The 25,908-nt window shown below is 67.9% G+C and carries 23 protein-coding genes and 1 tRNA gene; 17 read left to right on the top strand and 7 right to left on the bottom strand.

Annotation, left to right across the window (positions count from 1 at the left end; translation table 11 throughout):
* Positions 1-47 precede the first annotated feature (47 nt).
* The 7 genes from mmsA to AB0269_RS12640 all read left to right on the top strand — a co-directional run bounded on the left by mmsA (position 48) and on the right by AB0269_RS12640 (position 8,726).
* Positions 48-1,568 (top strand): multiple monosaccharide ABC transporter ATP-binding protein, encoded by a 1,521-nt coding sequence (gene mmsA / locus AB0269_RS12670; protein WP_366211856.1) that lies wholly within the window; start codon positions 48-50, stop codon positions 1,566-1,568.
* A complete protein-coding gene (gene mmsB, locus AB0269_RS12665; protein ID WP_366211631.1) occupies positions 1,565-2,881 on the top strand; it encodes a multiple monosaccharide ABC transporter permease in 1,317 nt (438 codons plus the stop codon). Before mmsA ends, mmsB begins: the two co-directional genes overlap by 4 nt.
* A gap of 29 nt (positions 2,882-2,910) precedes the next feature.
* Positions 2,911-4,035, top strand: coding sequence for a sugar-binding protein (locus tag AB0269_RS12660; RefSeq protein WP_366211630.1), 1,125 nt, complete (start codon positions 2,911-2,913; stop codon positions 4,033-4,035).
* An 81-nt stretch (positions 4,036-4,116) separates the two neighbouring features.
* Complete coding sequence (locus AB0269_RS12655; protein ID WP_366211629.1) at positions 4,117-5,949, top strand: ABC-F family ATP-binding cassette domain-containing protein; 1,833 nt, start codon at positions 4,117-4,119, stop codon at positions 5,947-5,949.
* Positions 5,950-6,033: 84 nt separating this feature from the next.
* Positions 6,034-6,927 carry a MetQ/NlpA family ABC transporter substrate-binding protein gene (locus AB0269_RS12650; RefSeq protein WP_366211628.1) on the top strand — a complete coding sequence of 298 codons (894 nt, stop codon included), beginning with the start codon at positions 6,034-6,036 and terminating at the stop codon, positions 6,925-6,927.
* A gap of 81 nt (positions 6,928-7,008) precedes the next feature.
* Positions 7,009-8,067: a methionine ABC transporter ATP-binding protein gene (locus AB0269_RS12645; RefSeq protein WP_366211627.1), complete on the top strand. Its 1,059-nt coding sequence runs from the start codon at positions 7,009-7,011 to the stop codon at positions 8,065-8,067.
* Entirely contained in the window at positions 8,067-8,726 is a 660-nt protein-coding gene (locus tag AB0269_RS12640) for an ABC transporter permease subunit (RefSeq protein ID WP_366211626.1), read from the top strand. The genes AB0269_RS12645 and AB0269_RS12640 overlap by 1 nt, the downstream gene beginning before the upstream one ends.
* Positions 8,727-8,757: 31 nt before the next feature.
* Here AB0269_RS12640 and AB0269_RS12635 read toward each other — a convergent pair whose 3' ends face one another.
* The 4 genes from AB0269_RS12635 to AB0269_RS12620 form a co-directional block, all read right to left on the bottom strand.
* Positions 8,758-9,669: a pseudouridine synthase gene (locus AB0269_RS12635; RefSeq protein WP_366211625.1), complete on the bottom strand. Its 912-nt coding sequence runs from the start codon at positions 9,667-9,669 to the stop codon at positions 8,758-8,760.
* A gap of 19 nt (positions 9,670-9,688) precedes the next feature.
* The gene (locus AB0269_RS12630) at positions 9,689-10,183 is read right to left on the bottom strand and encodes a MarR family transcriptional regulator (protein ID WP_366211624.1); all 495 of its coding nucleotides are present in this window, start codon (positions 10,181-10,183) and stop codon (positions 9,689-9,691) included.
* Positions 10,184-10,314: 131 nt separating this feature from the next.
* Positions 10,315-11,562 carry a DUF222 domain-containing protein gene (locus AB0269_RS12625; protein ID WP_366211623.1) on the bottom strand — a complete coding sequence of 416 codons (1,248 nt, stop codon included), beginning with the start codon at positions 11,560-11,562 and terminating at the stop codon, positions 10,315-10,317.
* A 76-nt stretch (positions 11,563-11,638) separates the two neighbouring features.
* Positions 11,639-12,310: a class I SAM-dependent methyltransferase gene (locus AB0269_RS12620; RefSeq protein ID WP_366211622.1), complete on the bottom strand. Its 672-nt coding sequence runs from the start codon at positions 12,308-12,310 to the stop codon at positions 11,639-11,641.
* 96 nt (positions 12,311-12,406) lie between these two features.
* On the opposite strand from AB0269_RS12620, the gene AB0269_RS12615 reads away from it, so the two are divergent.
* The 7 genes from AB0269_RS12615 to AB0269_RS12585 all read left to right on the top strand — a co-directional run bounded on the left by AB0269_RS12615 (position 12,407) and on the right by AB0269_RS12585 (position 18,945).
* Positions 12,407-12,478 (top strand) — tRNA-Gln (locus AB0269_RS12615).
* A gap of 1 nt (position 12,479) precedes the next feature.
* The gene (glmU, locus tag AB0269_RS12610; RefSeq protein WP_366211621.1) at positions 12,480-13,928 is read left to right on the top strand and encodes a bifunctional UDP-N-acetylglucosamine diphosphorylase/glucosamine-1-phosphate N-acetyltransferase GlmU; all 1,449 of its coding nucleotides are present in this window, start codon (positions 12,480-12,482) and stop codon (positions 13,926-13,928) included.
* An 8-nt stretch (positions 13,929-13,936) separates the two neighbouring features.
* Entirely contained in the window at positions 13,937-14,971 is a 1,035-nt protein-coding gene (locus AB0269_RS12605) for a ribose-phosphate diphosphokinase (protein ID WP_366211620.1), read from the top strand.
* A 58-nt stretch (positions 14,972-15,029) separates the two neighbouring features.
* Positions 15,030-15,488: a hypothetical protein gene (locus tag AB0269_RS12600; protein ID WP_366211619.1), complete on the top strand. Its 459-nt coding sequence runs from the start codon at positions 15,030-15,032 to the stop codon at positions 15,486-15,488.
* Positions 15,489-15,490: 2 nt separating this feature from the next.
* Positions 15,491-16,348: an FAD:protein FMN transferase gene (locus tag AB0269_RS12595; RefSeq protein WP_366211618.1), complete on the top strand. Its 858-nt coding sequence runs from the start codon at positions 15,491-15,493 to the stop codon at positions 16,346-16,348.
* Between the two features lie 60 nt (positions 16,349-16,408).
* Positions 16,409-17,920: a flavodoxin reductase gene (locus tag AB0269_RS12590; protein WP_366211855.1), complete on the top strand. Its 1,512-nt coding sequence runs from the start codon at positions 16,409-16,411 to the stop codon at positions 17,918-17,920.
* A gap of 200 nt (positions 17,921-18,120) precedes the next feature.
* On the top strand, positions 18,121-18,945 hold the full coding sequence (locus tag AB0269_RS12585) for a type IV toxin-antitoxin system AbiEi family antitoxin domain-containing protein (protein ID WP_366211617.1): 825 nt from the start codon (positions 18,121-18,123) through the stop codon (positions 18,943-18,945).
* A 106-nt stretch (positions 18,946-19,051) separates the two neighbouring features.
* Here the strand turns inward: AB0269_RS12585 and AB0269_RS12580 are convergent, their stop codons facing one another.
* Positions 19,052-20,482: an ATP-binding protein gene (locus AB0269_RS12580; protein ID WP_366211616.1), complete on the bottom strand. Its 1,431-nt coding sequence runs from the start codon at positions 20,480-20,482 to the stop codon at positions 19,052-19,054.
* A gap of 44 nt (positions 20,483-20,526) precedes the next feature.
* A complete protein-coding gene (locus tag AB0269_RS12575) occupies positions 20,527-21,255 on the bottom strand; it encodes a response regulator transcription factor (protein WP_175985522.1) in 729 nt (242 codons plus the stop codon).
* Between the two features lie 162 nt (positions 21,256-21,417).
* On the opposite strand from AB0269_RS12575, the gene AB0269_RS12570 reads away from it, so the two are divergent.
* Positions 21,418-22,884 (top strand): ABC transporter permease, encoded by a 1,467-nt coding sequence (locus AB0269_RS12570; protein ID WP_366211615.1) that lies wholly within the window; start codon positions 21,418-21,420, stop codon positions 22,882-22,884.
* A gap of 37 nt (positions 22,885-22,921) precedes the next feature.
* Entirely contained in the window at positions 22,922-23,647 is a 726-nt protein-coding gene (locus AB0269_RS12565; protein WP_366211614.1) for an ABC transporter ATP-binding protein, read from the top strand.
* Positions 23,648-23,666: 19 nt separating this feature from the next.
* Here AB0269_RS12565 and AB0269_RS12560 read toward each other — a convergent pair whose 3' ends face one another.
* Positions 23,667-24,431, bottom strand: a complete 765-nt coding sequence (locus AB0269_RS12560; protein ID WP_366211613.1) for an FCD domain-containing protein — start codon at positions 24,429-24,431, stop codon at positions 23,667-23,669.
* Positions 24,432-24,566: 135 nt separating this feature from the next.
* Here AB0269_RS12560 and AB0269_RS12555 point away from each other — a divergent pair, with 135 nt between their 5' ends.
* Positions 24,567-25,877, top strand: coding sequence for a sugar ABC transporter substrate-binding protein (locus AB0269_RS12555; RefSeq protein ID WP_366211612.1), 1,311 nt, complete (start codon positions 24,567-24,569; stop codon positions 25,875-25,877).
* Positions 25,878-25,908 lie beyond the last annotated feature (31 nt).

Here is a 25,908-nt window from a genome sequence, read left to right as displayed (position 1 = left end):
TGAGCAGCACAGCGACGTTGCCGACCGTGTCAGGGCCGATCCTGGAGATGCGCAGCATCACCAAGGAGTTTCCCGGCGTGAAGGCGCTCTCCGATGTGTCGATCGCCGTGCGCGCTGGAGAGATCCACGCGATCTGCGGTGAGAACGGCGCCGGCAAGTCCACCCTGATGAAGGTGCTCTCGGGCGTCTACCCCTACGGCTCGTACGACGGGGACATCCTGCTCTACGGCGAGGAGCAGCGGTTCAAGGACATCGCCGCCAGCGAGCAAGCCGGCATCGCGATCATCCACCAGGAGCTCGCTCTGATCCCGGAGCTGTCGATCACCGAGAACATCTTCCTCGGCAACGAGATCCGCCACGGCGGCGTGATCGACTGGCGGGCATCCAAGACCCGTGCCACCGAACTGCTCGCCCGTGTCGGCCTCTCCGAGGACCCCGACATCGCGATCAAGCACCTCGGCGTCGGCAAGCAGCAGCTCGTCGAGATCGCCAAGGCCCTGAACAAGGACGTCAAGCTCCTCATCCTCGACGAGCCGACCGCGGCGCTGAACGAGAACGACTCGCAGCACCTGCTCGATCTGATCCTGGGGCTGAAGGCCAAGGGCATCGCGTCGATCATGATCAGCCACAAGCTCAACGAGATCGAGCAGATCGCCGACGAGATCACGATCATCCGCGACGGCCGCACGGTCGAGACCCTCGACATCACCAAGGGCGAGATCAACGAGGACCGCATCATCCACGGCATGGTCGGCCGCTCGCTCGAGAGCCGGTACCCCGATCGCACACCCGACATCGGCGAGGTGTTCTTCGAGGTCAAGGACTGGTGGGTGCAGCATCCGACCGTCAGCGAGCGCATGGTCGTCAAGGGCTCGTCGCTCAACGTGCGCCGCGGCGAGGTGGTCGGCATCGCCGGCCTCATGGGCGCCGGGCGCACCGAGTTCGCCCGCAGCATCTTCGGCCGCTCCTACGGCACGTTCCTCGGCGGTCAGGTCTTCAAGGACGGCGAAGAGATCGAGATCCGCGACGTCGCCAGCGCGATCCGCCATGGCCTGGCGTACGTGAGCGAGGACCGCAAGAGCCTGGGGCTGAACCTCCTCGACACGATCAAGCGATCCATCGTCTCGGCCAAACTGTCCAAGCTCGCCCGCCGCGGCGTCGTCGACAAGCGCGAGGAGTTCACGGTCGCCGAGCGCTACCGCAAGGCGCTGCGCATCAAGACGCCGACGGTGAACCAGGGCGTGTCGACCCTCTCCGGCGGGAACCAGCAGAAGGTCGTCCTCGCGAAGTGGATGTTCACCGACCCTGATCTGCTGATCCTCGACGAGCCCACCCGAGGCATCGACGTCGGGGCCAAGTACGAGATCTACACGATCATCAACGAGCTCGCCGCCTCCGGCAAGGGCGTCATCGTGATCTCCAGCGAGCTGCCCGAGCTGATGGGCATCTCCGACCGCATCTACACGATCTTCGAGGGACGCGTCACCGACTGCATCCCCGCAGACCAGGCCACCCCGGAGGCGCTCATGCGCAGCATGACCTCCACGAATCAGAAGGCGACCGCATGACCAGCACGACCCCGGCCGAGAGGCGCGGATTCCACTTCGCAGACATCAGGAAGATGTTCGGCGGCGGAGGCACGTCGTCGCTGCGCCAGTTCGGCATCCTCGGCAGCCTGATCGTCATCATCGTGCTGTTCGAGATCCTGACCCTCGTGCGCAACGGCCCGAACGGTGCGACGCTGACGCCGGGCAACCTCATCAACGTCATCAACCAGTACTCGTTCATCCTGATCCTCGCGATCGGCATGGTGATGGTCATCATCATGGGGCACATCGACCTGTCGGTCGGATCGGTGGCGGCCTTCGTCGGCATCATCGTCGCGAAGTCCATGGCCGATTGGGATCTTCCCTGGCCGCTGGCGATCCTGTTCGGCCTGCTGGTGGGGGCTCTGGTGGGAGCCTGGCAAGGATTCTGGGTCGCGTACGTCGGAGTTCCGGCGTTCATCGTGACGCTGGCCGGAATGCTGTTCTTCCGCGGCGCGCAGCAGTTCATCGGCGATGCGCAGACGATTCCGGTGCCCAAGGGCTTCCAGATCATCGGCACCGGCTACCTGCCCGAGCTCGCTGTCCCACTGGACTTCAACGTGCTCACCATGGTGCTCGCGCTCCTCGGCGTCGGCTGGGTGATCTTCTGGGAGATCCGCACCCGTCGCATCCAGCGCAAGATGGGCTCGGACACGGCCCCGCTGTGGGTGAGCACCACGAAGGTCGTGCTCATCTCCATCGTGATCCTCGCCGCCGGCTGGATGTTCGCCACCGGCCGCCCCGGCACGAGCTTCCCGGTTCCCGGCCTCATTCTGCTGGCGCTCGTGATCATCTACTCGTTCGTCACCAACAGCACGGTCTTCGGCCGCCACATCTACGCGGTCGGCGGCAACCGTCAGGCGGCGCGCCTGTCGGGCGTCAAGGACCGCTGGATCGACTTCTTCGTCATGATGAACATGTCGATGCTCGCGGCCCTCGCCGGCATGATCTTCGTCGCCCGGTCGCAGGCCTCCGGCCCGAACGACGGCACCGGCTGGGAGCTGGATGCCATCGCCTCGGTCTTCATCGGCGGCGCGGCCGTCGCCGGCGGCATCGGCACGGTGATCGGCTCGATCATCGGTGGTCTGGTGATGGCGTTCCTCAACAACGGCCTGGCCCTGCTCGGCCAGGGCGCCGATGTCGTCTCGATGATCAAGGGCCTCGTGCTGCTGGTCGCCGTCGGCATCGACGTGTGGAACAAGCAGCAGGGCCGCCCGTCGCTGATCGGCTTCATCACGCGCAGACGCAGCAAGGCGGATGCTCCGAACCTCACCGATTTCCCGAAGTCCAAGTAATCCCACCAACCACCAGAGAAAGAGATCGCATGAAGAAGATCGCACTCGCAGCGACAGCGCTCGTCGCCGCATCCGCACTCGCCCTCACCGGCTGCTCCGGGCAGCGCGGCGGCGGCGACACCGGCACCGACACCGGCTCGGAGGAGACCACCGGTTTCGACGCCGGATCGACCATCGGCATCGCGCTTCCGGACAAGACCAGTGAGAACTGGGTGCTCGCCGGCAAGCTGTTCGAGGACGGCCTGGCCGACGCCGGCTTCAAGGCCGACGTGCAGTACGCCCCGGCATCCAACACGGTCGCCGAGCAGCAGAACCAGATCCAGGCCATGGTCACCAACGGCGCCAAGGTCATCGTCATCGGCGCGAAGGACGGCAAGCAGCTGGCCACGCAGGTGCAGGCGGCCAAGGATGCCGGCGCCTACGTGATCGCGTACGACCGACTCATCGAGAACACCGAGGCCGTCGACTACTACGTCGCGTTCGACAACTTCAAGGTCGGTCAGCTGCAGGGCCAGGCTCTGCTCGACGGCCTCGCCGAGCGCGCCGGCCACGACGCTCCGTACAACATCGAGCTGTTCTCGGGTTCGCCCGATGACGCGAACTCCGCCGTGTTCTTCAACGGTGCGATGGACGTGCTGCAGCCGAAGATCGACGACGGCACGCTGAAGGTCGTCTCGGGTCAGACCGCGATCGCGCAGACCGCGACCGAGGGCTGGCTGGCCGAGAACGCCCAGAACCGCATGGACACCCTGCTCACCGGCTCGTACAGCGGCGACACGGTGATCGACGGCGTCCTCTCGCCGAACGACACGCTCGCCCGCGCCATCATCACCTCGGTGCAGCAGGCCGGAAAGCCCGTCCCGGTCGTGACCGGTCAGGACTCCGAGGTCGAGTCGGTCAAGTCGATCATGGAGGGCATCCAGTACTCCACGATCAACAAGGACACCACGCTCCTCGTCGAGCAGACCATCAAGATGATCGGTCAGCTCCAGAAGGGCGAAGAGGTCGACGTCAACGACACCGAGCAGTACGACAACGGCGCGAAGGTCGTTCCGTCGTACCTGCTCGAGCCGCTCATCGTCACGAAGGAGAACGCGGCCGAGGCCTACGCCAACGTGCCGAGCCTCCTCGAGATCGTCGAGTCCTACAAGTAAGCAGCCACTGGGCACGCGAGCCGTCCGGTCCTTCGGGGCCGGGCGGCTCGTCCCGTATACGGCGACTACCCTGGAGAGGACATGGCACATCTTCTCGGGGCCGAAGGCCTGCATCTGGAATACCCGACCAAGGTCGTCTTCGACTCCATCACCCTGGGGATCGAAGAGGGCGACCGGATCGGCATCGTCGGCCGCAACGGTGACGGCAAGAGCTCGCTGCTCGCGATGCTCGCCGGGCGCAAGCAGCCGGATGCCGGGCGCGTGACCGTCCGCGCCGGAACGACGGTCGGCGTGCTCGACCAGGCGGACACGCTCGACGATGCGCTCACGATCGCGCAGTCCGTCGTCGGCGACGTCCCCGAGTACGAGTGGGCGGGCGACCCCCGGGTGCGCGACGTGATCCAGGGCCTGCTCGCGGATCTGTCGTGGGATGCTCCGGTCGCCGGCCTCAGCGGGGGTCAGCGCCGACGGGTGGCCCTGGCAGCGCTCCTCGTGAAGGAGTGGGACATCATCGCGCTCGATGAGCCGACGAACCACCTCGACGTCGAGGCGATCACGTGGCTCGCCGGGCACCTCAAGAAGCGCTGGGCTGCGAACTCCGGCGCCTTCCTCGTGGTCACCCACGACCGCTGGTTCCTCGACGAGGTCTGCACCGAGACATGGGAGGTGCACGACCGGATCGTCGAGCCGTTCGAGGGCGGATACGCCGCGTACATCCTGCAGCGCGTCGAGCGCGACCGGATGGCTGCCGCCACCGAGGCGAAGCGGCAGAACCTCGCCCGCAAGGAGCTCGCGTGGTTGCGCCGCGGCGCACCCGCGCGCACGAGCAAACCGAAGTTCCGGATCGACGCGGCCAACGAGCTCATCGCCGACGTGCCCGAGATCCGCGACAAGGTCTCGTTGCAGTCGCTCGCGGTCTCGCGGCTCGGCAAGGACGTCGTCGATCTGCTGGATGCCGGCGTGCGCTACGGCGACCCTTCGACCCCTGAGCCTGTCGAAGGGTCAGGGGTCGAGGTGCTTCGGGACGTCGAGTGGCGGATCGCGCCGGGGGAGCGCACCGGCATCCTGGGCGTGAACGGTGCGGGCAAATCCACTCTGCTGGGCCTCGTCGCCGGCACCATCGAGCCCACCAGCGGCCGGGTGAAGCGCGGAACGACCGTCCAGGTGCGCACGCTGACGCAGCGCATCGACGAGCTCGAGCAGCACTGGAACGACCCGGTGCGCACCGTGATCAATGGCCTCCGCACCGAGTACACGTTCGGTGCCGGCTCGAAGGCGCAGTCGCTGACGCCCGGTCAGCTCCTCGAGCGCCTCGGGTTCTCGTCCGCGCAACTGTCGACGCAGGTCAAGGACCTCTCCGGTGGTCAGCAGCGTCGCCTGCAGCTTCTGCTCGTGCTGCTCGATCAGCCGAACGTGCTGATCCTCGACGAGCCGACCAACGACATGGACACCGACATGCTCGCCGCGATCGAGGATCTCCTCGACTCCTGGCCGGGCACGCTCCTCGTCGTCAGCCATGACCGGTACTTCCTCGAGCGCGTCACCGACCAGCAGTACGCGGTGATGGGCGGGCATCTCCGGCACCTCCCCGGCGGCGTGGACGAATACCTGCGGCTGCGGGCGGCATCCGAATCGGGTGACGCGGCGACCCTTCGACAGGCTCAGGGGGCGGGAAGCCCGGCATCCACGCTCTCCGGGGCCGAACTGCGCGCCGCGCAGAAGGAGGTGTCCGCTCTCGAGCGGAAGATCCAGAAGCTCACCGAGCAGATCGACAAGGCCAAGCACGCTCTCGTCGATCACGACCAGTCCGACTACGAGGGCCTCGGCGCGAAGATGAAGGACATCGCGGCGCTGGAGGCCGAGGTCGAGGAGAACGAACTGCGCTGGCTGGAGCTCAGCGAGCGGCTCGATTGATCCGTGACGCTCTGTGACGGGGGATTCGGCCCCGGCCGGATCGCCTGCTTACTGTGGATGCATCCCACCAGGAAGGTTCTGTCCATGTCTCGTCGTGTCGTCTCCGCTGTCGCCGCTCTCGCCGCGCTCCCTCTTGTGATCGGCCTCGCCGGCTGCGCCACCGGCGCCGGAAACGCCGGAGGTGACGACGACGTCGTCACGATCGGTGTCGTCGGCAAGTCCGACGAGCAGTGGCCCGCCTTCGTGGATGCCGCAGCCGAAGAGGGCATCACCGTCGAGCTCGTGGACTTCGGCTCCTACGAGCAGCCGAACCCCGCGCTGACCGAGGGTGAGATCGACCTCAACCAGTTCCAGCACATCGTGTACCTCGCGCAGTACAACGAGGCATCGGGCGAGGACCTCACCCCGATCGGCTCCACCGCGATCTACCCGCTCGGCCTCTACTCGACGAAGTACGACGACGTCGACAGCATCCCGGAGGGCGAGACCGTCGCCGTTCCGGACGACGCGTCCAACCAGGCCCGAGCGCTGCTCGTGCTGCAGTCGGCCGGCCTCATCGAACTCAAGAGCGGCGGTACCATCTTCTCCGACCTCGCCGACGTCGACGAGTCCGCGTCGAAGGTGAAGGTCAAGGCCCTCGAGGCGGCGCTCATCCCGACGTCGCTGCCCGACGTCGCCGCAGCCATCATCAACAACGACTTCGTCACCCAGGCGGGGCTCTCGTTCGAGGACGCGATCGCGCAGGACGACCCGTCCGACCCGAACGCCCTGCCGTACGTGAACATCTTCGCCGCGCGCGCCGAGGACGCCGACAACGAGACCTACCAGAAGCTCGTCGAGATCTTCCAGACGAACGAAGCCGTCCAGGAGGGGCTGCAGGAGTCCTCGGGAAACACGGCCGTCGCTCTGCAGACGCCCGTCGCCGACCTCGTCGAGTCGCTCGCGACCGTTCAGAAGGACGTCGCGGCCAACGGCTGATCAGCACAGCGTGAAAGAATCGGGCGGCGCCTTCGTGCCGCCCGATTCTCACGTCCAGCTCAGAGAACCACCGGAGAACCCATGCCGATCGTGACACTCGAAAACGTCTCGAAGACGTATCCGCCGTCGAGCCGTGACGCCCAGCCCACCGCCGCGGTCGACGATGTGACGCTGCACGTGGAGAAGGGCGACGTCTTCGGCATCATCGGGTACTCGGGCGCAGGCAAGTCCACGCTCGTCCGGCTCATCAATGCGCTGGAGCCCGCCACCGGCGGAAGGATCACCGTCGACGGAACCGACATCACGGCACTGAGCGAACGCAACCTGCGCGGCGTGCGCGGCGGCATCGGCATGATCTTCCAGCAGTTCAACCTGTTCGCCGCGAAATCGGTTCGAGCGAACATCGCCTATCCGCTGAAGCTCGCCGGCTGGTCGAAGCCCGACATCGACGCGCGCGTCACGGAGCTGCTGGCCTTCGTCGGCCTCAGCGACAAGGCGAAGGCATTCCCCGAGCAGCTGTCCGGTGGCCAGAAGCAGCGCGTCGGCATCGCCCGCGCTCTCGCCACGAGACCGGCGATCCTGCTCGCGGATGAGGCGACCAGCGCTCTGGATCCGCAGACCACGCACGAGGTGCTCGCACTGCTCAAGCGGGTGAACGAGGAGCAGGGCGTCACGATCGTGATCATCACGCATGAGATGGACGTGATCCAGACCATCGCGACCAAGGTCGCCGTCATGGACTCCGGACGCGTGATCGAGCAGGGCGACGTGTTCGAGGTGTTCTCGGACCCGCAGCATCCGGCATCGCAGCGCTTCGTCGGGACGGTGATCAAGGGCATCCCCTCACCGGCCGAGCGCGCCGTGCTCCAGGAGCGGCACCGCGGCCGCATCGTCACGTTCTCGTTCCGCGACGGCGACTCTTCGCAGGCGCAGGTCTTCCTCGACCTCGCCGCCGCCGGGCTCGAGTTCGAGCTCATCTACGGGGGCATCAACGACATCCGCGGGCGCGCCTTCGGGCACCTGACCCTCGCCGTGCGAGGCGCGGATGCCGCGATCGACGCAGCCCTCGAGAAGATCGGCGCCCACGTCACGGTGACGGAGCTCCAGGGGGACGCCGGATTCGAAGGGGAGGTGCGCTGATGGATCGCCTCATTGAACTCCAGGGCGACTTCTGGGCCGCCGCCGTCGAGACGCTGTACATGACGTCGTTCGCGCTCGTGCTCGGCGGCGTCCTCGGCCTCGTGATCGGTGTCGCGACCTACGCCACGCGCTCGGGCGGAGTGATGCCGAACCGGGTGATCTACGGGATCGTCAACCTCATCATCAACTTCTTCCGGCCGATCCCGTTCGTGATCTTCCTCGCTGTGCTGCAGCCGTTCACGCGGCTCGTCGTCGGCACGGGGATCGGTGTCACGGCCGGCGCGTTCGCGATCGGCGTCGCGGCCTCGTTCGCGATCGGACGCATCGTCGAGCAGCACCTGGTCTCGGTTCCACCCGGCGTGGTCGAGGCGGCCCGCTCGATGGGCGCGGGGCCGTGGCGGATCCTCCTCACCGTGGTGATCCCGGAGGCCCTGGGCCCGCTCATCCTCGGCTACACGTTCATCGTCGTCGCCGTGATCGACATGACGGCGATGGCCGGCGCCATCGGCGGTGGCGGCCTGGGCGCCTTCGCCCTGATCTACGGGTTCCGCCAGTTCGAACCTGTGGTCATGTGGGCTGCGATCGTGCTGATCGTCGTGTTCGTGCACCTGGTGCAGATGCTCGGCACGTGGCTGGCGCGACGGGTCATGCGTCGCTGACGCTCCTCGCGCCGCCCTCTGCGGGATGCCCTCAGCGCGGGGCGTACTGCAGCGTGCGCCGCGTCACGAACTCGCGCGGCCGGCCCGACAGCGGGTCGACGAACCGCAGCTCGCGCGCGAGCAGCTGCAGCGGCCGGTCGTGGTCGTCCGGCCGCTCGTCGGTGAGCACGGGGTAGAGGTTGTCGTGCAGGATGCCGATGCCGACGCTCGCCAGATGCACCCGCAGTTGATGCATCTTGCCGGTGTGCGGGCGCAGCAGGGTGTGGATCACGTCGTCAGACTGGTCGATGAGCTCGATCAGGGTCTCGGAGTTCGGTTCGCGATCGGGATCGACGACGACGCACACCTGCCCGCGGAACTTCTCGATGTGCAGTCGCACCGTCTGCGGGAAGGATCCTGCCCAGCCTGCCGGCCGGGCGGACACGGCTTCATAGACCTTCTCGATCGCCCGGTCCTGGAACAGCATCTGGTACGCGCCGCGGGTCTGCGGCCTGGTCGAGAACATCAGGAGGCCTGCGGTGGCGCGGTCCAGGCGATGGATCGGGGTGAGATCGGGGTTGTTGAACCGGCGGCGCAGCCGCACCAGAGCCGAGTTCTGCACGTATTTGCCCGCAGGAGTGGTCGGCAGGAAGTGCGGCTTGTCGACGACGAGGAGGTCGTTGTCGTGGTGCACGATCTCGAGGTCGAACGGGATCTCGACCTCGACCGGCGGTTCGCGGTAGTACCAGACGAACTCCTCGGCACCGAGTGGAGTGTCGCGGGTGAGGGCCGATCCGTCGAAGGCGACGATCTCGCCGCGGTCGAATCGCCGCAGGAGCCGCTCGGGGTCGAGGTGGAAGAAGCGCTCGACCATGTAGGCACTCACGGTCGGCCAGGGGCCGCTCATCGGCACGTGCAGGCGGGTCGCGCCGACTCCGTCGCGCACCGGCAGCGGCGATCGCATCGCCATCAGGATGCCGCCATCACAGGTCGAAGGTCAGACTGAGCTTGCGCAGCAGCGCGGCCATCCGCTCGCGGTCCGCGCGAGAGAGGGACTTCAGCAGATCGGCTTCGACGTCGACGAGGCGGGTGATGGCGGCGTCCACGCGGATGCGCCCGTCGTCGGTGAGCGTCACGAGCACGCTGCGCCCGTCGCCGGGGTCGGCTTCGCGCCGGACGAAGCGCCGCCCGACCAGTCGGTCGATGCGGTTGGTCATCGTGCCGCTGGAGACCAGCGTCTGCTGCAGCAGCTGCTTGGGGGAGAGCTGGAAGGGTGCGCCGGCACGACGGAGCGCGGAGAGCACGTCCCACTCCCATGCCTCGATGTCGCTGCGGCGGAACACCTCGCGCCTGGCCCGGTCGAGATGACGCGATAGCCGATCCATGCGGGAGAGCACCTCGAGGGGCGAGAAGTCCAGGTCGGGACGCTGGGTGTTCCATGCGCCGACGATCCGGTCGACCTCGTCTGCCTCGCTCATCTGTTCATTATCCGATGCAGGGCGTCGACCCTTCGATCCCCACGCCCACTCCAGACATCGCTGCGCGCTGTCCGGAGCCTCCGGGCGCGTGGGCCGGGCTCAAGGGTCGACGGGCTCAGGGGTCGACGGGTTCAGACGAACATCACGCGGGGCGCGGGGTCGTCGATGTACTCGCGGCCGAGCGGGCTGCGCCAGACGAGCGTGCCCTCGTCCTGCTGCGTGACCGTCCATCGATGTCGCGCGTCCACATCGGGATGCTTGAGCGGATGATGACTGTTGCAGAAGCAGGCGAGGTTGCACAGTGCGGTCGCTCCGCCGAATGCTCGGTCGCAGTTGTGGTCGATCTGACATCGCGATGTCTTGGCGCGGCATCCGGGGAACCGGCAGTGCTGGTCCCGTGCTCGCAGGTATTTCTTCATCCGGCTCGACGGGACGTAGGTGTCGACGTTCGTGACCATTCCGCTCGGGTTGAGGAACAGGCGACTGAAACTCGGTGCCCGGCCGGCGAGGTCGCGGGCGATATCGGGGTGAACAGGGCCGATGCCGTCGATCTCTGCCATGAGCTCGTCGCGACCGAGGAGCGTGGAGGCGGCGATCGTCACCTGCACCGTGGGGCGGAAGGCATTCATATCGGTGCCGAGCCCGGTCGAGGGGGCCGCAGTGAGCAGAAGATCGCAGAACAGGTCGGCGCGACGCTGATCCGTCGTCCGGTCATCGTCGATCTCGCGTGCCATGGCGCTGAGGCGGTCGTGAATACCGTGCGCGAGGATCTCGGGGACGACGGCGATCAGCTGAGCCATGCCGTCCGCGGTCGGTTGAATCCGCACCTCACGCTCGTCACGAGCTTCGCGGTGCGATTCGAGCTGCGTGACCGGCTGCAGCTTCGCCGTCACCGCCCGGGCGTGAGCCTTGGTCCGCGGCGCGGTCGTGCGGCAGGCGTAGGGGAGCACGTCGTGCTCGTAGGCGGCTCGATCCGTCGCTCCGCCGTCGGCCGCATCGCCTCGATCGTCGCGCGGCCCGGCCTCGACGATAACCTCGGCGTGGCGCCTGCTGATCCGGCCCTCCTTCAACGCGCGAAGCGTCGCGGGGAATCCGTTCACGAGCGCTGCGGCGTGCGCGAACTGCACGCTCATCGTTCCGGGGGAGACCTGCCCCGCGGCGGCGAACTCGGCCACCATCGACCGCTCGGCCATCGAACTGTGCACGATCTTCGGACCGGACTCGTAGGCGAGCAGGTCAGCGCGCTCGGCGAGCACCTCGGCGCGGCGCGCCTCCAGCGCGGCGATCTGTCCACCGAGATCGACCCATTCATCCAGCAGGGCTGCGCGGCGCTCGTCGGTGACGAGTCGTTCCGTTCGATGCTCCGCGATGAATGCCATATCTCATTATCGAACAAAACCACGATGAATGCAAGACGCAAGCGCAAGGGAATAGAAGAAAGCTTCGAATAGTCTTCTATCCGCTCTTGACCCACACGGCCGTGTACCGCCAGAACAGCCCGCGACGCATCCTGACCCCTGGCAGGATCTCGGAGGCCACCGACGCGATCTGCTCGAAGGTCTCCGACGGCTCCCGAGTGGGCGCCGTCATGTTCTCGGGCGCGGTGTGCGCGCGGCGGGGGTGACGGATCGCCCCGATGACGGGGTTGAGCAGCATGGACGCCGCGGACCACGGCCGTTCGCCCGGCGACTCGCGGGCGAGGCCGACGATGACCAGCCGTCCGCCCGGTCTGAGCAGGTCCCGCGCCGCTTCCAGGGTCTGACCGAGTGGCAGATGATGCAGCACTGCCACGAATGTCACGAGGTCGAAACTCTGCTCGTCGAACACAGCGGGATCGAACGGCGCCTCGAGCACTGCGACGTTCCGCGACTCGGCGACCATCGCTCGAGCGCGCCGAGCCGTCGGGCTGTCGGGCTCCACTCCGACGACCCCGGGCAGAATCCCCGCCAGGCGCTTCGCCAAGGCTCCGGTTCCGCATCCGACGTCGAGCGCTCGTTCGCCTCCCCGTCGACGCACGATCCGCGCCTGCCGGAGCACCCACGTGGAGTAGGCGGTGTTGTGCGACCAGGGGTGGGATGCGTTGAACCTGCTCAACGCGCTGAGCGCCCGCCTCGTCACCCGATTCATCCGCAGAAGTCTAGGAGTCGGGGCTGTAGACCGGGAACCTGCAAGAGCCTGCACTCCGGCCGTGGCAGACTTGTCAGGCAGCCCATGCGGCTGCGGTCCGCCGTGGTGTAATGGCAGCACGACAGCCTTTGGAGCTGTTAGGTCTAGGTTCGAGTCCTGGCGGCGGAGCATGACGGAGAACAACCTCGCCATCATCGTGCTCGCTGCAGGCCAGGGCACCCGGATGAAGTCCGCGCTGCCCAAGGTGCTGCATCCGATCGCCGGACGCCCGCTCGTCGGCCACGTGCTGACGACGGCTTCCCGCCTCGGAGCCGACCACATCGAAGTGGTCGTTCGTCACGAGCGCGATCGCGTCGTCGAGGTGCTCTCCAAGCAGTACCCCGAGGCGGTCATCGTCGATCAGGACGAGATCCCCGGCACCGGCCGTGCCGTCCAGGTCGCCGTCGACGCGCTCCCGACGGATTTCGGCGGGGACGTCCTCGTCCTCTCAGGAGATGTGCCGCTGCTCGAGGCCGACACGCTGTCGGCTCTCGTCGACGCGCATCGTTCGGCGGCGGCATCCGCCACTGTGCTCAGCGCCCTCCTCGACGACCCGACCGGGTACGGCCGCGTCATCCGCGACGACAGCGGCACGGTGGCTCGCATCGTCGAGCAGAAGGACGCGACGGCCGATGAAGCGGCGGTCACCGAGATCAACTCCGGCGTGTACGTGTTCCGCGCGGCATCCCTGCGCACGCACCTGACGAAGATCGACCAGAACAACGCACAGGGCGAGCTATACCTCACCGACGTGATCGGACTGCTCCGCGAAGCGCAGGAGACCGTCGCGGCCGAGGTCGCGTCGGATACGGCCGCGACATTCGGCGTCAACGACCGCGTCCAGCTCGCGGAGGCCGGCAGGGTCCTCAACGACCGCATCGTCCGACGCTGGCAGCGCGCGGGCGTCACGGTCGTCGACCCGGCGACGACCTGGATCGACGACGACGCCAAGCTCGCGCCCGACGTCACGCTCATGCCGAACACGTACATCGCAGGTGCCACCGTCGTCGAGTCCGGCGCCGTCATCGGACCTGACACCTCGCTGCTGGACTGCGAGGTCGGCGAAGGCGCCGTCATCCGACGCTCCGACGCGACCCTCGCCGTGATCGGCGCGGGCGCCACCGTCGGACCGTTCGCCTACATCCGCCCCGGCACCGTGCTCGGCGCGAACGGCAAGATCGGCACCTTCGTCGAGACGAAGAACTCGCAGATCGGCGACGGGAGCAAGGTCCCGCACCTCTCCTACATCGGCGACACGACGATCGGGGAGCGCGTGAACCTCGGCGCCGGCGCGATCACGGCGAACTACGACGACATCGTCAAGCACCGCACCGAGATCGGCGACGAGGTGCACACCGGCTCGCACAACGTGTTCGTCGCTCCCGTTAGGATTGGAGACGGTGCGAAGACCGGAGCAGGAGCGGTCGTCCGCAAGGACGTTCCCGCTGGAGCCCTGGCCCTGAGCGTCGCCCCTCAGCGCAACATCGAGGGGTGGGTCGAGAAGAATCGTGCCGGCACCGGCGCCGCCGAGGCGGCATCCCGAGCCGGCAAGGCCGCAAACAGCGAAGCTGCAGAGTAAGGCAGGTCATGGCGCGCAAGAAGAAGACCGTTGAACTGGATCGGGACAACGGCGTCGCGCCGGGACTCGTCGCCAAGACGAAGAAGCGGCTCGTCGTCGCCGGCGGACGCTCGCATCCCGAACTGACGGCGGCGGTCGCCGCGGCGCTGGGCACCGAGATCGCCCCGACCGAGCACCGCACCTTCGCCTCGGGCGAGATCTACTCGCGCTTCGAGGTCTCGATCCGCGGATGCGATCTCTTCCTGGTGCAGACCTTCGGCGAGCCGGTCAACGAGTGGCTCATGGAGACGCTCATCATGATCGACGCGGCCAAACGGGCCTCCGCCAAGCGCATCACCGTCGTCGCCCCCTACTACCCGTACTCCCGGCAGGACAAGAAGGGCCGCGGCCGCGAGCCCATCAGCGCCCGGCTGGTCGCCGACATGCTGAAGACCGCCGGTGCCGACCGCGTCATGAGCGTCGACCTGCACGCCGCCCAGATCCAGGGCTTCTTCGACGGTCCCGTCGACCACCTGTTCGCCAAGCCGGTGCTGCTCGAGCACTTCAAGGAGAATCTCACGGCAGAAGACCGCGAGACCCTCACGATCGTCTCGCCCGACATGGGTCGCGTCCGCGTGGCTGACACCTGGTCGGACAGCCTGAACGCGCCGCTCGCGATCATCCACAAGCGTCGCGACCCGAAGGTCGCCAACCAGGTCTCCGTCCACGAGATCGTCGGAACGGTCGAAGGGCGCACCTGCCTGCTCGTCGACGACATGATCGACACCGGCGGCACGATCGTGAAGGCCGCCCAGGCGCTGAAGGCCAACGGCGCCCGCCGCGTGATCGTCGCCGCCACCCACGCGATCTTCAGCGACCCGGCCAGCGAACGCCTCCAGGACTCCTCGATCGACGAGGTCGTCGTCACCGACACCATCCCGCTGACCGAGTCCCGCCGGTGGGACACGCTCACGATCCTGCCGATCGCGCCGCTGCTGGCGCGCGCCATCCACGAGGTATTCGAGGACGGCTCCGTGACGAGCATGTTCGGCGGCGACGCCTAAGGCGTCTCGACAGCGCAGACACAGCCCGCCCATAGCGGCCAGCCCTACGCTCGATCCCATGATCAGCCAGGCCGTCTCACCCACCGTTCGCAAGAGCGCCGCTGTCGTCGGCATCGCTGGAATGCTCGTGCTCGCCGGATGCTCCGGCGCGGCCGACGCCGAGGACGCGTCCACCGACTCCACGGGGAACTCCGGAAGCGGCGGCGGGGCGTCATCCGGCGACTACGCCGACGGCACCTACACCGCCGAGGGCTCGTATCAGACGCCCGAGACGGTCGAGCAGATCTCCGTGACGCTCACGCTCGCCGACGGCGTCGTGACGGACGTCGAGGTCACCGGCGACCCCCAGGCTCGCGAGACCGAGCAGTACCAGGGGCAGTTCATCGCGGGCATCGCCGATGAGGTGGTCGGTGTCGCGATCGACGAGCTGAACGTCAGCCGTGTCGCAGGGTCCTCGCTCACCAGCGGCGGGTTCAACGCGGCCCTCGAGGACATCAAGGACCAGGCCGCGAGCTGACGATGGCGACCTGGCGATTCGATGCCATCGGCACGAGCTGGGAGATCGAGACGGTCGAGGCCCTGACCGCGGCGCAGCGATCCCGGGTCGATGCGATCATCGCCGGATTCGACGCCACATGGTCGCGGTTCCGACCCGACTCGCTCGTCACCCGCCTGTCGGTCGCCGGAGGCCAGGCGGATACCCCGTCGGATGCCGTCGCCATGCTCGACGCGTACCGCGAGCTGTCGGATGCGACAGCCGGCGCGGTCAACCCCCTCGTCGGCCGGAGTCTGAGCGCTCTCGGCTACGACGCTGCGCACTCGCTCTCCGCACGCGATCCCGAGCCCGCGCCCGCCGAGTGGCAGAGCGTCCTCGACTGGGACGCCGCGCAGCTGTCTCTGGCATCCGCCGCGATCATCGATGTCGGCGCGCTCGGCAAGGGCCGTCTCGTCGATCTCGTGGCGGCCGAGCTCGGCGACGTCGACGGCGACCTCGTCGTCGACGCATCCGGCGATCTCAGCGTCCGGGGCGAAGCGCGCATCGGACTGGAGCATCCGTTCGACCCGGCCAAGGCCATCGGGATCGCGACGATCCGCGATCAGGCACTGTGCGCATCGGCGACGAACCGGCGGGCCTGGGGAGACGGGCTGCACCACGTTCTCGACGCCCGCACCGGGATGCCGGTGCGGACCTGGGCGGCGACGTGGGCCATCGCCGACGACGCCATGCACGCGGATGCCGTCGCCACCGCGCTGTTCTTCGACGGCGGTCCGCAGCTCGCCGAGCGCTGGGGCGTCGAGTGGGTGCGGATGAGCACCGCTGGTGCGGCCGAACACTCGCAGAACGCCCCCGTCGAGCTGTTCATGCGGAAGAGTTGAACCGTGACCTCATTCACGTCCCTCCGCCAGCGGGTGCTGGCCGTCCTCGGCGCCGTCTCGATGTACCGGCTGGCGCTGTCATCTCTCGCGATCCTGGCCGCCATCGCGTTCGTCCTCGCGTTCTTCGGCCTCGTGGGTCCGTCGCCGCTCGAGCTCGTGCTCTCGTTCGTCGTGCTGGCGATCGTGATCTCGCTCGTGGATGCCGCCGCGCAGCGCCTGCTGCATCTGCCGTGGCGCGTCGAGTCATCGCTGGTCACCGCGCTCATCCTCCTGTTCGTCATGCGCCCCGGTGCCGATCCGACCGCACTCGTCGGGCTCGCGCTCGCCGGCGCCATCGCGAGCGTGTCGAAGTACCTCATCGCCTGGCGCGGCCGGCACATCTTCAACCCGGCGGCGTTCGGCGCCGCTGTCGTCTCGATCGCCGGTGCTTTCGGCGCCTTCGCATGGCTCGGCACCTCGGCAACGTGGTGGGTGGGAACTCCGGCCATGGCGATCCCTGTCGCGCTGTTCGGTCTCGCCGTCCTCTGGCGCACCGAGAAGGTGCGGGTCGTGCTCGTGTTCCTCCTCCTCGCCGTGGGCGCAGCGGTCGTGCGACAGGCCGTGCAGGCGCAGCAGTTCGACATCGCGTTCGACCTGCCGACGGCGCTGTCGTTCGCCGCACTGCAGTCGCCGTTCCTGTTCCTCGGCGTGTTCATGGTCTCAGAACCGCTCACGAGCCCGCCGCGACGCTGGCAGCAGTTCTGGGTCGCCGGGGTCGTCGGCGTGCTCGCCGGCTGGCCGATCCCCGTCGGGGACCTGTTCACGCTCGGCCAGGAGCGGGCGCTGCTGATCGGCAACCTGCTCGCTCTCACCTTCGCACTGCGCGGATCGGTGCGGCTCACTCTCGAGAAGCGCGAGTTCATCACCCCGACCGCGCAGGAGCTCACCTTCCGCGCCCAGGGCAGGCTGCGGTTCCAGCCGGGGCAGTACCTCGAGCTCGACGTCCCGCATCACCGCCCCGATGCGCGCGGCACGCGTCGCGAGTTCAGCATCGTGTCCGCCCCGGCTGATCTGCCGACGCTCCGGATCGCGTACAAGAACGGCGATCAGAAGCATCCGTCGTCGTACAAGCGCGCGCTCGCCGCGGCCGAATCGGGCACGGTGCTCGCCGTCACCGGAACCTGGGGCGACTTCCTGCTCCCGAAGGGCGAGGCACCCGTCCTCATGGTCGCGGCCGGCATCGGCGTCACACCGTTCGTCTCGCAGCTGCGCGAGCTGCAGGCCGCGGGGCAGAACCGCGACATCGTGCTCGTGTACGTGGCATCCGAGGCCTCCGAGCTCGCGTTCCGCTCCGAGCTCGAGGCCACCGGAGTGCCGGTCGTCGTCTTCACGCGCGACCGGCCGGGCGACCTGCCGGACCACTGGGTGTGGGCTCAGGGCGTACGCCTGGATGCCGCGGGCCTCGAGCGGGTCGTGCCCGACATCACCGCTCGGCACACGTTCATCTCCGGCCCGCCGCGTCTGATCGCCGATCTAGCGCCGGCTCTGCAGAAGGCGCGCTCGGTCACGACGGACGCGTTCGCCGGGTACTGATCCCTCCGTCACGGCCTATACAGATGCAGGGCGGATGAACGGGTGCAGGGCGACCCGCCGACAGATGCCCCTGTATCCGTTCATCGGTCCTGCACGTGTATGGGGCGACTCGCTCTGCACACTCGGCCCGGGTTGCGGGTTCATCCCCAGAAGCGTCATCTCGAACCTGGCGGTGGTCGTTCGTCCGTCAAGATCGTCGGATGCTCCAGCCAGCTCTGCTCATCAGTCATGAAGGCGGTATCGCCCGCGGCGTGCGCCTGCAGGAATTCGGGCTTTCGCGACGGATGCTATCGGAGGCGGTGAAGGACGGCACGATCCTGCGCGTGCGCCCCGGCGTCTTCGCGAACGTGTCGACCGACCCGCGCCTGGTCGCCGCTGCGGAGCACGGCGGAGCCCTGACCTGCGGCGGAGCGCTGCGGTTGCACGGGATCTGGACGCTCCAGGACGATCAGGTGCCGCACGTGTGGCTCGGTGGCACCGGGCGCGTCCACCACCCCCGAGAATGCACGTGCGTCGGTCACTTCTTCGGCGGAACCATGCGACTCGGACTGGCGCCGTTGGAGATCGTTCTCGTGCATGTCTTCCACTGCCATGGCGATGAGGCGTTCTTCGCGGCTCTCGAGTCCGCTCTCCGCACGGGGCGCATCAGAGCGGCGGCGAAGGATCGCATCCGGCGCCGGCTCCCAACCGGGGTGCATTGGCTCGTCGATCTCGCTCGGAAGGATGCCGACAGCGGCTTGGAATCGCTGCTCCGGCTCCGGCTGCACATCCTCGGCATCCGACTCGATTGTCAGGTCGACATCCCGACTGTCGGCAGGGTCGACTTCGTGATCGGCGATCGGCTCATCCTCGAAGTCGACGGCAAGGAGAACCACGACGGCGAGGTCCATCGGCACAAGGACCTCGTTCGCGATGCCGCAGCATCCGCTCTCGGCTACGAAACGCTCCGGTTCGACTACGCTCAGGTCGTCCACGATTGGCAGAGCGTGGAGGCGGCCGTCGTCGCGGCGCTCGTCCGGGCGTGATCCCGGTACGGATGCAGGTTCGTTGAACGGATGCAGGGCCAATCACCGGACGATTCTCCTGCATCCGCTCGATGACCCTGCATGTGTGCGGATGTCGGACGAGAAGTCACCCCGTCGGGCGGGGCGTCAGCGGGAAGCGGACCGTGAACGTCGTGCTCCCCGGCGCCGACTCGACGTCGATCGTGCCGTGGTGGCCCTCGACGATCGCCTTCGCGATCGCCAGGCCCAGGCCCGTGCCGCCGGTCTGACGCGCGCGCGAGCTGTCGCCGCGTGCGAAGCGTGCGAAGAGCTGCTCACGTACCGCCGGGTCGATGCCGGGGCCGTCGTCGTGCACACGGATGACCGCGTCCTCGCCGTCTCGGGCGACGCTCAGAGTGATCGCGGTTCCCGCCGGGGTGTGCGTCCTCGCGTTGGCGAGCAGGTTCGCCACCACCTGGTGCAGGCGGCCCGCGTCGCCGAGCATGACGACCGGCTCGGTGGGCACATCGATGTTCCAGATGTGCTCGGGACCGGTGGGGCGGGCGTCCGACAGGCCCTCGAGCGCGAGCTGCGTCAGGTCGACGGTCCCGTGGACGAGCTCCTGCCCCTCGTCGAGGCGGGCCAGGAGCAGCAGATCCTCGACCAGGCGCGTCATCCGCAGGGACTGGGCCTGGATGCGCTCGAGCGCGGTCTCCGTGCCGGATGCGTCGGCTCCCTGGCTGAGCGCCCGGAGCGAGAGCTCCGAGTAGCCGCGGATGGACGCCAGGGGGGTGCGCAGCTCGTGGCTGGCGTCGGCGACGAACTTGCGCATCAGCGCCTCGTTCCGCTGACGGGCGGCGAGCGAGTCGTTGACGTGGTCGAGCAGCTTGTTCAGCGAGGCGCCCACGATGCCGGTCTCCGTGCGCGGATCGGCCTCGGCGACCGGAACGCGCTCGGTGATCTCGACCTCGCCGCGGTCGAGAGGCTGATTCGCGACGCGCGTCGCGGTGCGTGCCACGGCGCGCAGCGGCCGGAGACTGTAGCGGATCGTGACCGCCGTCGTGAGGGCGAGCAGGATGAGACCGCCCATCGTCGCGAGCGTGATCACGGTGAGCAGCTGCCCGAGAGTGCTCTGGATCTCGGTGCGGGGAAGGCCCGTGACGATCCCCACCCCATTGCGCGAGGTGACGGTGACGAGGAACGACCCGACCCCCTCCAGGTTCACGGAAGCATCCGGAGAGGTCTGCACGGCTTCGTTGATCGCCAGCAGCTGGGAGCGGCTGAGCTCGGTGGTTTCGTCGGACGTCACGACCACCCCGGTCGCCCCGTCGGCCGATGCGACGGCGAGAAGCAGGCCCGATCCCTGAAAATGCTGGCCGGAGAGCACGCGCTCCGCCGTGATCGGCTGCCCGTCGACGGCCGCGGCCTGCGTCCGCTGGGCGACCAGGAAGCTCGTCTGCGACGCCGTCGCCTTCACCTGATCGAGCAGGCGCCCCTCCAGCGCCGTCCCGAGCGTCGCGCTCGTGATGACGGCGACGATGATGAGGATGATCGACACGAACCCGATGACAGCGGTCATGAGCCGCGCCTGCAGGGTCAGCGGTCGATGCAGCCTCGGTGCGATCACTGCGGAGCCTTGATCATGTATCCGACGCCACGGACGGTGTGCAGCAGCGGGGTGCGGCCCGCGTCGATCTTCTTGCGGAGGTACGAGATGTACAGCTCGACGACCGAGGACTTGCCGCCGAAGTCGTAGCTCCACACGCGGTCCAGGATCTGCGCCTTCGACAGCACGCGGCGCTCGTTGCGCATGAGGTAGCGCAGCAGCTCGAACTCGGTCGCGGTCAGTTCGATCTCGGTGCCGTCGCGCTCGACCTCGTGGCTGTCCTCGTTGAGGGTGAGATCGCCCACGCGCAGAATCGACTGACCGTCGTCGGACGTGGCCGAACCTGTCCGGCGGATGATCGCACGCAGGCGCGCGATGACCTCCTCGAGGCTGAACGGCTTGGTGACGTAGTCATCGCCGCCGGCCGTGAGACCCGCGATGCGGTCGCCGACGGCATCCTTCGCGGTCAGGAACAGCACGGGAACGAGATTGCCGGACTCGCGCAGACGGCGCAGGACGCTCATGCCGTCGAGGTCGGGCATCATGATGTCGAGCACGAGAGCGTCCGGCTCGAACTCCCGCGCCACCTGCAGCGCCTCGAGTCCCGAGGATGCTGTGCGCACCTCCCAGCCCTCCATCCGCAGTGCCATCGCGAGCAGGTCGGTGAGCATCTGCTCATCGTCCACGGCGAGGATGCGCAGCGGGGATCCGTCAGGGCGGTGCAGTTCGGGCAGATCGGTGCTCATGGCTCCATTGTGCGCATCGGTTCGGAGCGAATCCATAGAGCGCGCTATGCGATTCCTGTGAACCGCTGATCATACGATTCTCATCACCCGTTGATCGGGTGCCCATCGACCGTGTTCCTACTGTCGATCTCGTTCCGCGACGCACGCGGCAGAAGGAGAGACATGTACGCAACGTATCTGCGGCGCGAATTGGCGGGCCGCAAGAGACAGACCATCATCGTGGCGGTCGGGCTGGCGGTGGCCATCGCGCTCGTCATCATGGTCAACGCCCTGGCAGCCGGCGTGCGCGAAGCGCAGGCGCAGGCGCTCGAGTCCGTATACGGCGTCGGCACCGACCTGACGGTCACGGGTGCCGCGGCCGAACCCGGCGAGGGCGGCGGGCAGCGGTTCGAGTTCGGTTCCGAGGCAGGCGAGGATGCCGACGACACCACGACGCTGAGCCAGTCGATGCTCACGACGGACTTCCGCCGCGGAACGCTGGATGCCTCGGTGCTCGAGACCGTGCTCGGCACGGACGGCGTCGCCGCGGCATCCGGGGCGCTGAGCCTCACGAACTCGACGTTCTCGGGCGAGCTGCCCAGCGGCGGGTTCGGGCAGCCGGGCGAGGGTACGCCCGGGGACGGCGAGGCGCCGCCGACCGGCGGTGCGGACGGCGAGGGCGGCAGCGCCTTCGGCATCGATTCCTTCACGGTGCTCGGCATCGACCCCGGTGCGGACGCCATCGGCCCGCTCGCCTCGGTCGTGGTCAGCGACGGCCGCGCATTCGACGCCGCCGACAGCGGCGAGCTCGTCGCCCTCGTGGACTCGTCGTACGCCGCCACATCCGAGATCGCCGTGGGCGACACGATCGACGTCGCAGGCTCCGACGTCGAGGTCGTCGGCATCGTCGCATCCACGTCCGACTCCGCCGACACCGCGGCGAACGTGTATCTGCCGCTGGACACCGCGCAGGAGCTCGCCGGCGTCGAGGACGTCGTCTCGACCATCTACGTGCAGGCCGATTCGGCGTCGGCGATCGACTCGGTGCAGACCGCCCTGTCCGACGAGCTCCCCGACGCCACGGTGAGCTCGCAGTCGGATCTCGCCTCCACGGTCTCCGGGTCGCTCTCCAGCGCGAACGAGATGATCACGAACCTCGGCGCCTGGCTGTCGATCATCGTGCTGGCCGTCGCCGTCATGATCTCGGTGCTGTTCACGATCTCGGGCGTCACGCGGCGCACGCGGGAGTTCGGAACGCTGAAGGCCATCGGATGGTCCAACGGCCGCGTCGTGCGCCAGGTGGCCGGGGAATCGATGGTCCAGGGCCTGATCGGCGGGGCCGCCGGACTCGTGCTGGGTCTGGTCGGGATCCTGCTGATCAATGTCATCCAGCCGACGATCTCGGCCGCGACCGAGACGCCTTCGGGGATGGGCGGGCCCGGCGGCGGCACGGGCGGACCGACCGGCGGAGGCGGGGGGATGTTCCAGACCGCGCAGGCGACCGACATCGTCCTGAGCGCGCCGCTCACGCCCTGGGTGCTCGTCGCCGCGGTCGGGCTCGCGGTGCTGGGCGGACTCGTCGCCGGCATGTTCGGAGGCTGGCGCGCTGCGAGGTTGAGCCCCGCCGAGGCCCTGCGCTCGGTCGCGTGACCGGCGCCGATCAGTGAACCACGACAAGGAGCAAGAGATGACCATGACAGACACCGTGCCCGCAGAGCGGACTCCCGACGCGCCGGCGACGCTGTATCGCCTGGAGGGCGTCACGCGCACCTACACGCAGAAGCAGCGCGTCGTGAAAGCGCTGACCGGCGTCGACCTCGAGATCGGCTTCGGCGAGTTCGTCACGATCCAGGGGCCGACGGGAGGGGGGAAGTCGACGCTGCTGCAGCTGCTGGGAGCGCTCGACAAGCCCACCTCCGGGTCGATCAGCCTCGGTGCCGCCGAGCTGTCGTCCGCTTCGCCGACAGCGCTCGGCCGGATCAGGGCCGAGGAGATCGGCTTCGTGTTCCAGGGCTTCAACCTCATCCCGACGCTGACGGCCGCCGAGAACGTCAACATGGCGCTCGAGCCGCTGGGGCTGAGCGGTGCGGAGCGGAAGACGCGCGTCGACGAGGCCCTGGCGCACGTTGGCCTGGCGGATCGCGGTGACCATCTGCCCACCGAGCTCTCCGGCGGGCAGCAGCAGCGCGTCGCCATCGCACGAGCGATCGTCAAGCGTCCGCGAGTGCTGTTGGCCGACGAGCCGACCGGCAACCTGGACGAGAGCATGCGCGACGAGATCCTGACCCTGCTCGAAGGACTGTGCGCCGAGGGGCTGACCCTGATCGTCGTCACGCACGACTCCGCGGTCGCGAAGCGGGCCAGCAGGCGGCTGCGGCTCGCCAAGGGGACGGTGACCGACATCACCCGGTGAGGGCCGCGCGGTGCCCCGGTCAGCGCTCGTCGCCGGCCGGGGCGCCGATCTGCTCCCAGATCGTGCTCATCTCCAGGAGCGCGCGCTCGGTGATCGAGACCATCGACTGCGACGCCTTCTCGGCGTTCCCGGTCTGGATGGCGGTCGCGAGGTCGACGTGCCATTGCAGGGCCTGCAGCGCGGGGTACTTCGGCATGAGGTCGTACTGCACGCGACTGAGCAGGACTTCCTCGACGAGATGATGCAGCTGCTCGAACATCTCGTTGCCGCTGAGCCGCAGGATCGACTGGTGGAACTGCAGATCCAGGCGCAGGAACTCGCCCTGGTCGCCCTGCTTCCCTGCGGCCCACAGCCGCCCGGCGAGACCCACCAGCTCGCCGGCCTCGTTCAGCGGCACCCGGACGGCCGCCAGGCGAGCGGCTGCCGGCTCGATCGCGCCGCGCAACTCGGTGAGCGAGCGCAGCTGAGCGACTCTGCTGGGACCGGCCAGCCGCCACCGGATCACCTGCAGGTCGTACGCGTTCCAGTTCGTCGCGGGCATGACCCGCACACCGACTCGCCGCTTGGCGGCCACGAGTCCCAGCGCTTCGAGGGCGCGCAGCGCCTCGCGCACGACCGGTCTCGATACGTGGAAGCGGCTCTCGATCGACTCGGTCGTGAACGTCGCGCCGACGGCGATCGCGCCGGCTGCGATCTCACGGCCGAGCGTGTCGAGCACGAGGTTGCGCAGGTCGCGTGCCGGCGTGGGATCGCGGTCATCGTCGACCGGCGCAGGTGCATCCATGGGTTGATCATATCTTTTCAACATCGAGGGTTGAAAGGTATGACTTGTGCTCGCTATCTTGGCCACTGAGCAGATGTAACGCAGCATCTGCGCCAGGAGACCTCGCGATGACGCGACGCTCAGGATGGAGTCACAGTGAAGTACGGATCCAAGACCGCCCGCTTCCTCGCGGCGGCAACCGCAGCTGTAATCGCCGGTGCGCTGGTCAGCTGCAGCGCAGGGTCGGAGATCGACCCGGATGAGGGCATCGAGGGCACGACGATCCGCGTCACCCTCGCGAACCATGTCTGGACCGAGACGATCAAAGAGATGATCCCGGAGTTCGAGGAGGAGACCGGAGCCAAGGTCGAGATCTCGCAGCTCGCCGAGGACCAGCTCTCCGACCAGTACAACGTCAAGCTCAACGCGGGAACCGATGAGATCGACGTCCTGATGTACCGCCCGTTGCAGGAGAACAAGCTCTTCGCCAGCAACGGCTACCTCGCCGATCTCACGGAACTGGTCGAGAACGACGAGGAGTTCGACTGGGACGACTTCCAGGAGGGCCCCGCCGCCCTGACCACGTACGAGGACGAGGTCGTCGGCGTACCGATCATCACCGAGCGCACGGTGCTCTACTACCGCAAGGACCTGCTCGAGCAGGCCGGACTCGAGGTCCCCACGACGCTCGAGGAGCTGGAGGCCGCAGCCGCGACCATCCACGAGCAGAACCCCGACGTGGCCGGCTACATCGGACGCACCGGAAAGTCCGCCGCGGTCACGCAGTTCAGCGCCTTCCTGTTCAGCTCGGGCGGTGACTTCATCGGCGAGGACGGCACCTCGGTCATCGGCAGCGACGAGGCGCGCGAGGCGTACACGTACTATGGCGACCTCATCCGCAACCACACGAATGCGACCATCAACCCCGAGATGAGCTGGGCCGAGGCCTTCGCGGTCTTCCAGCAGGGCAAGGCCGCCTTCATCGCGGATGCCGACAGCCTGTACAAGAACATGATCGACCCTGAGCAGTCCACGGTCGCCGATCAGGTGGGCTTCGCGGCCTTCCCCGCCGGCGCTGACGGTGCGAAGCCGTACAACGTCGCCGCGTGGGCGCTCGCCGTCAACGACACCAGCGAGAACCAGTCCGCGGCATGGGCGTTCATCAAATGGGCGACTTCCAAGGCGCAGACCATCGAGATGACCAAGCTCGGTGTCACCGGTGCACGCACCTCAGCGTGGGAGGACGACGCCGCCATCGCCGACTTCCCGGCCGAACTCGTCGAGGCCATCAAGGTCAACGGTGAGAACGGCGTCGGCAAGGACCGCCCGCTCGTGATCGACGTCGCCAAGGCGCGCGAGATCGTCGGTGACCCGATCGTGGTCGCGATCGCCGGTGGGGACGTGGATGCCGCCATCGACGAGGCGAGCGCGGCCTTCGACGAGTTCCTCCTCGAGGACTCCGAGTAATCGCATTCGGGTCGCCGCCGCTCCGTCCCGA

Origin of the sequence: Microbacterium sp. NPDC077644, assembly GCF_040702785.1 — a bacterium.
Classification (GTDB): domain Bacteria; phylum Actinomycetota; class Actinomycetes; order Actinomycetales; family Microbacteriaceae; genus Microbacterium.
This window is presented reverse-complemented; position numbering and strand designations above follow the sequence as displayed.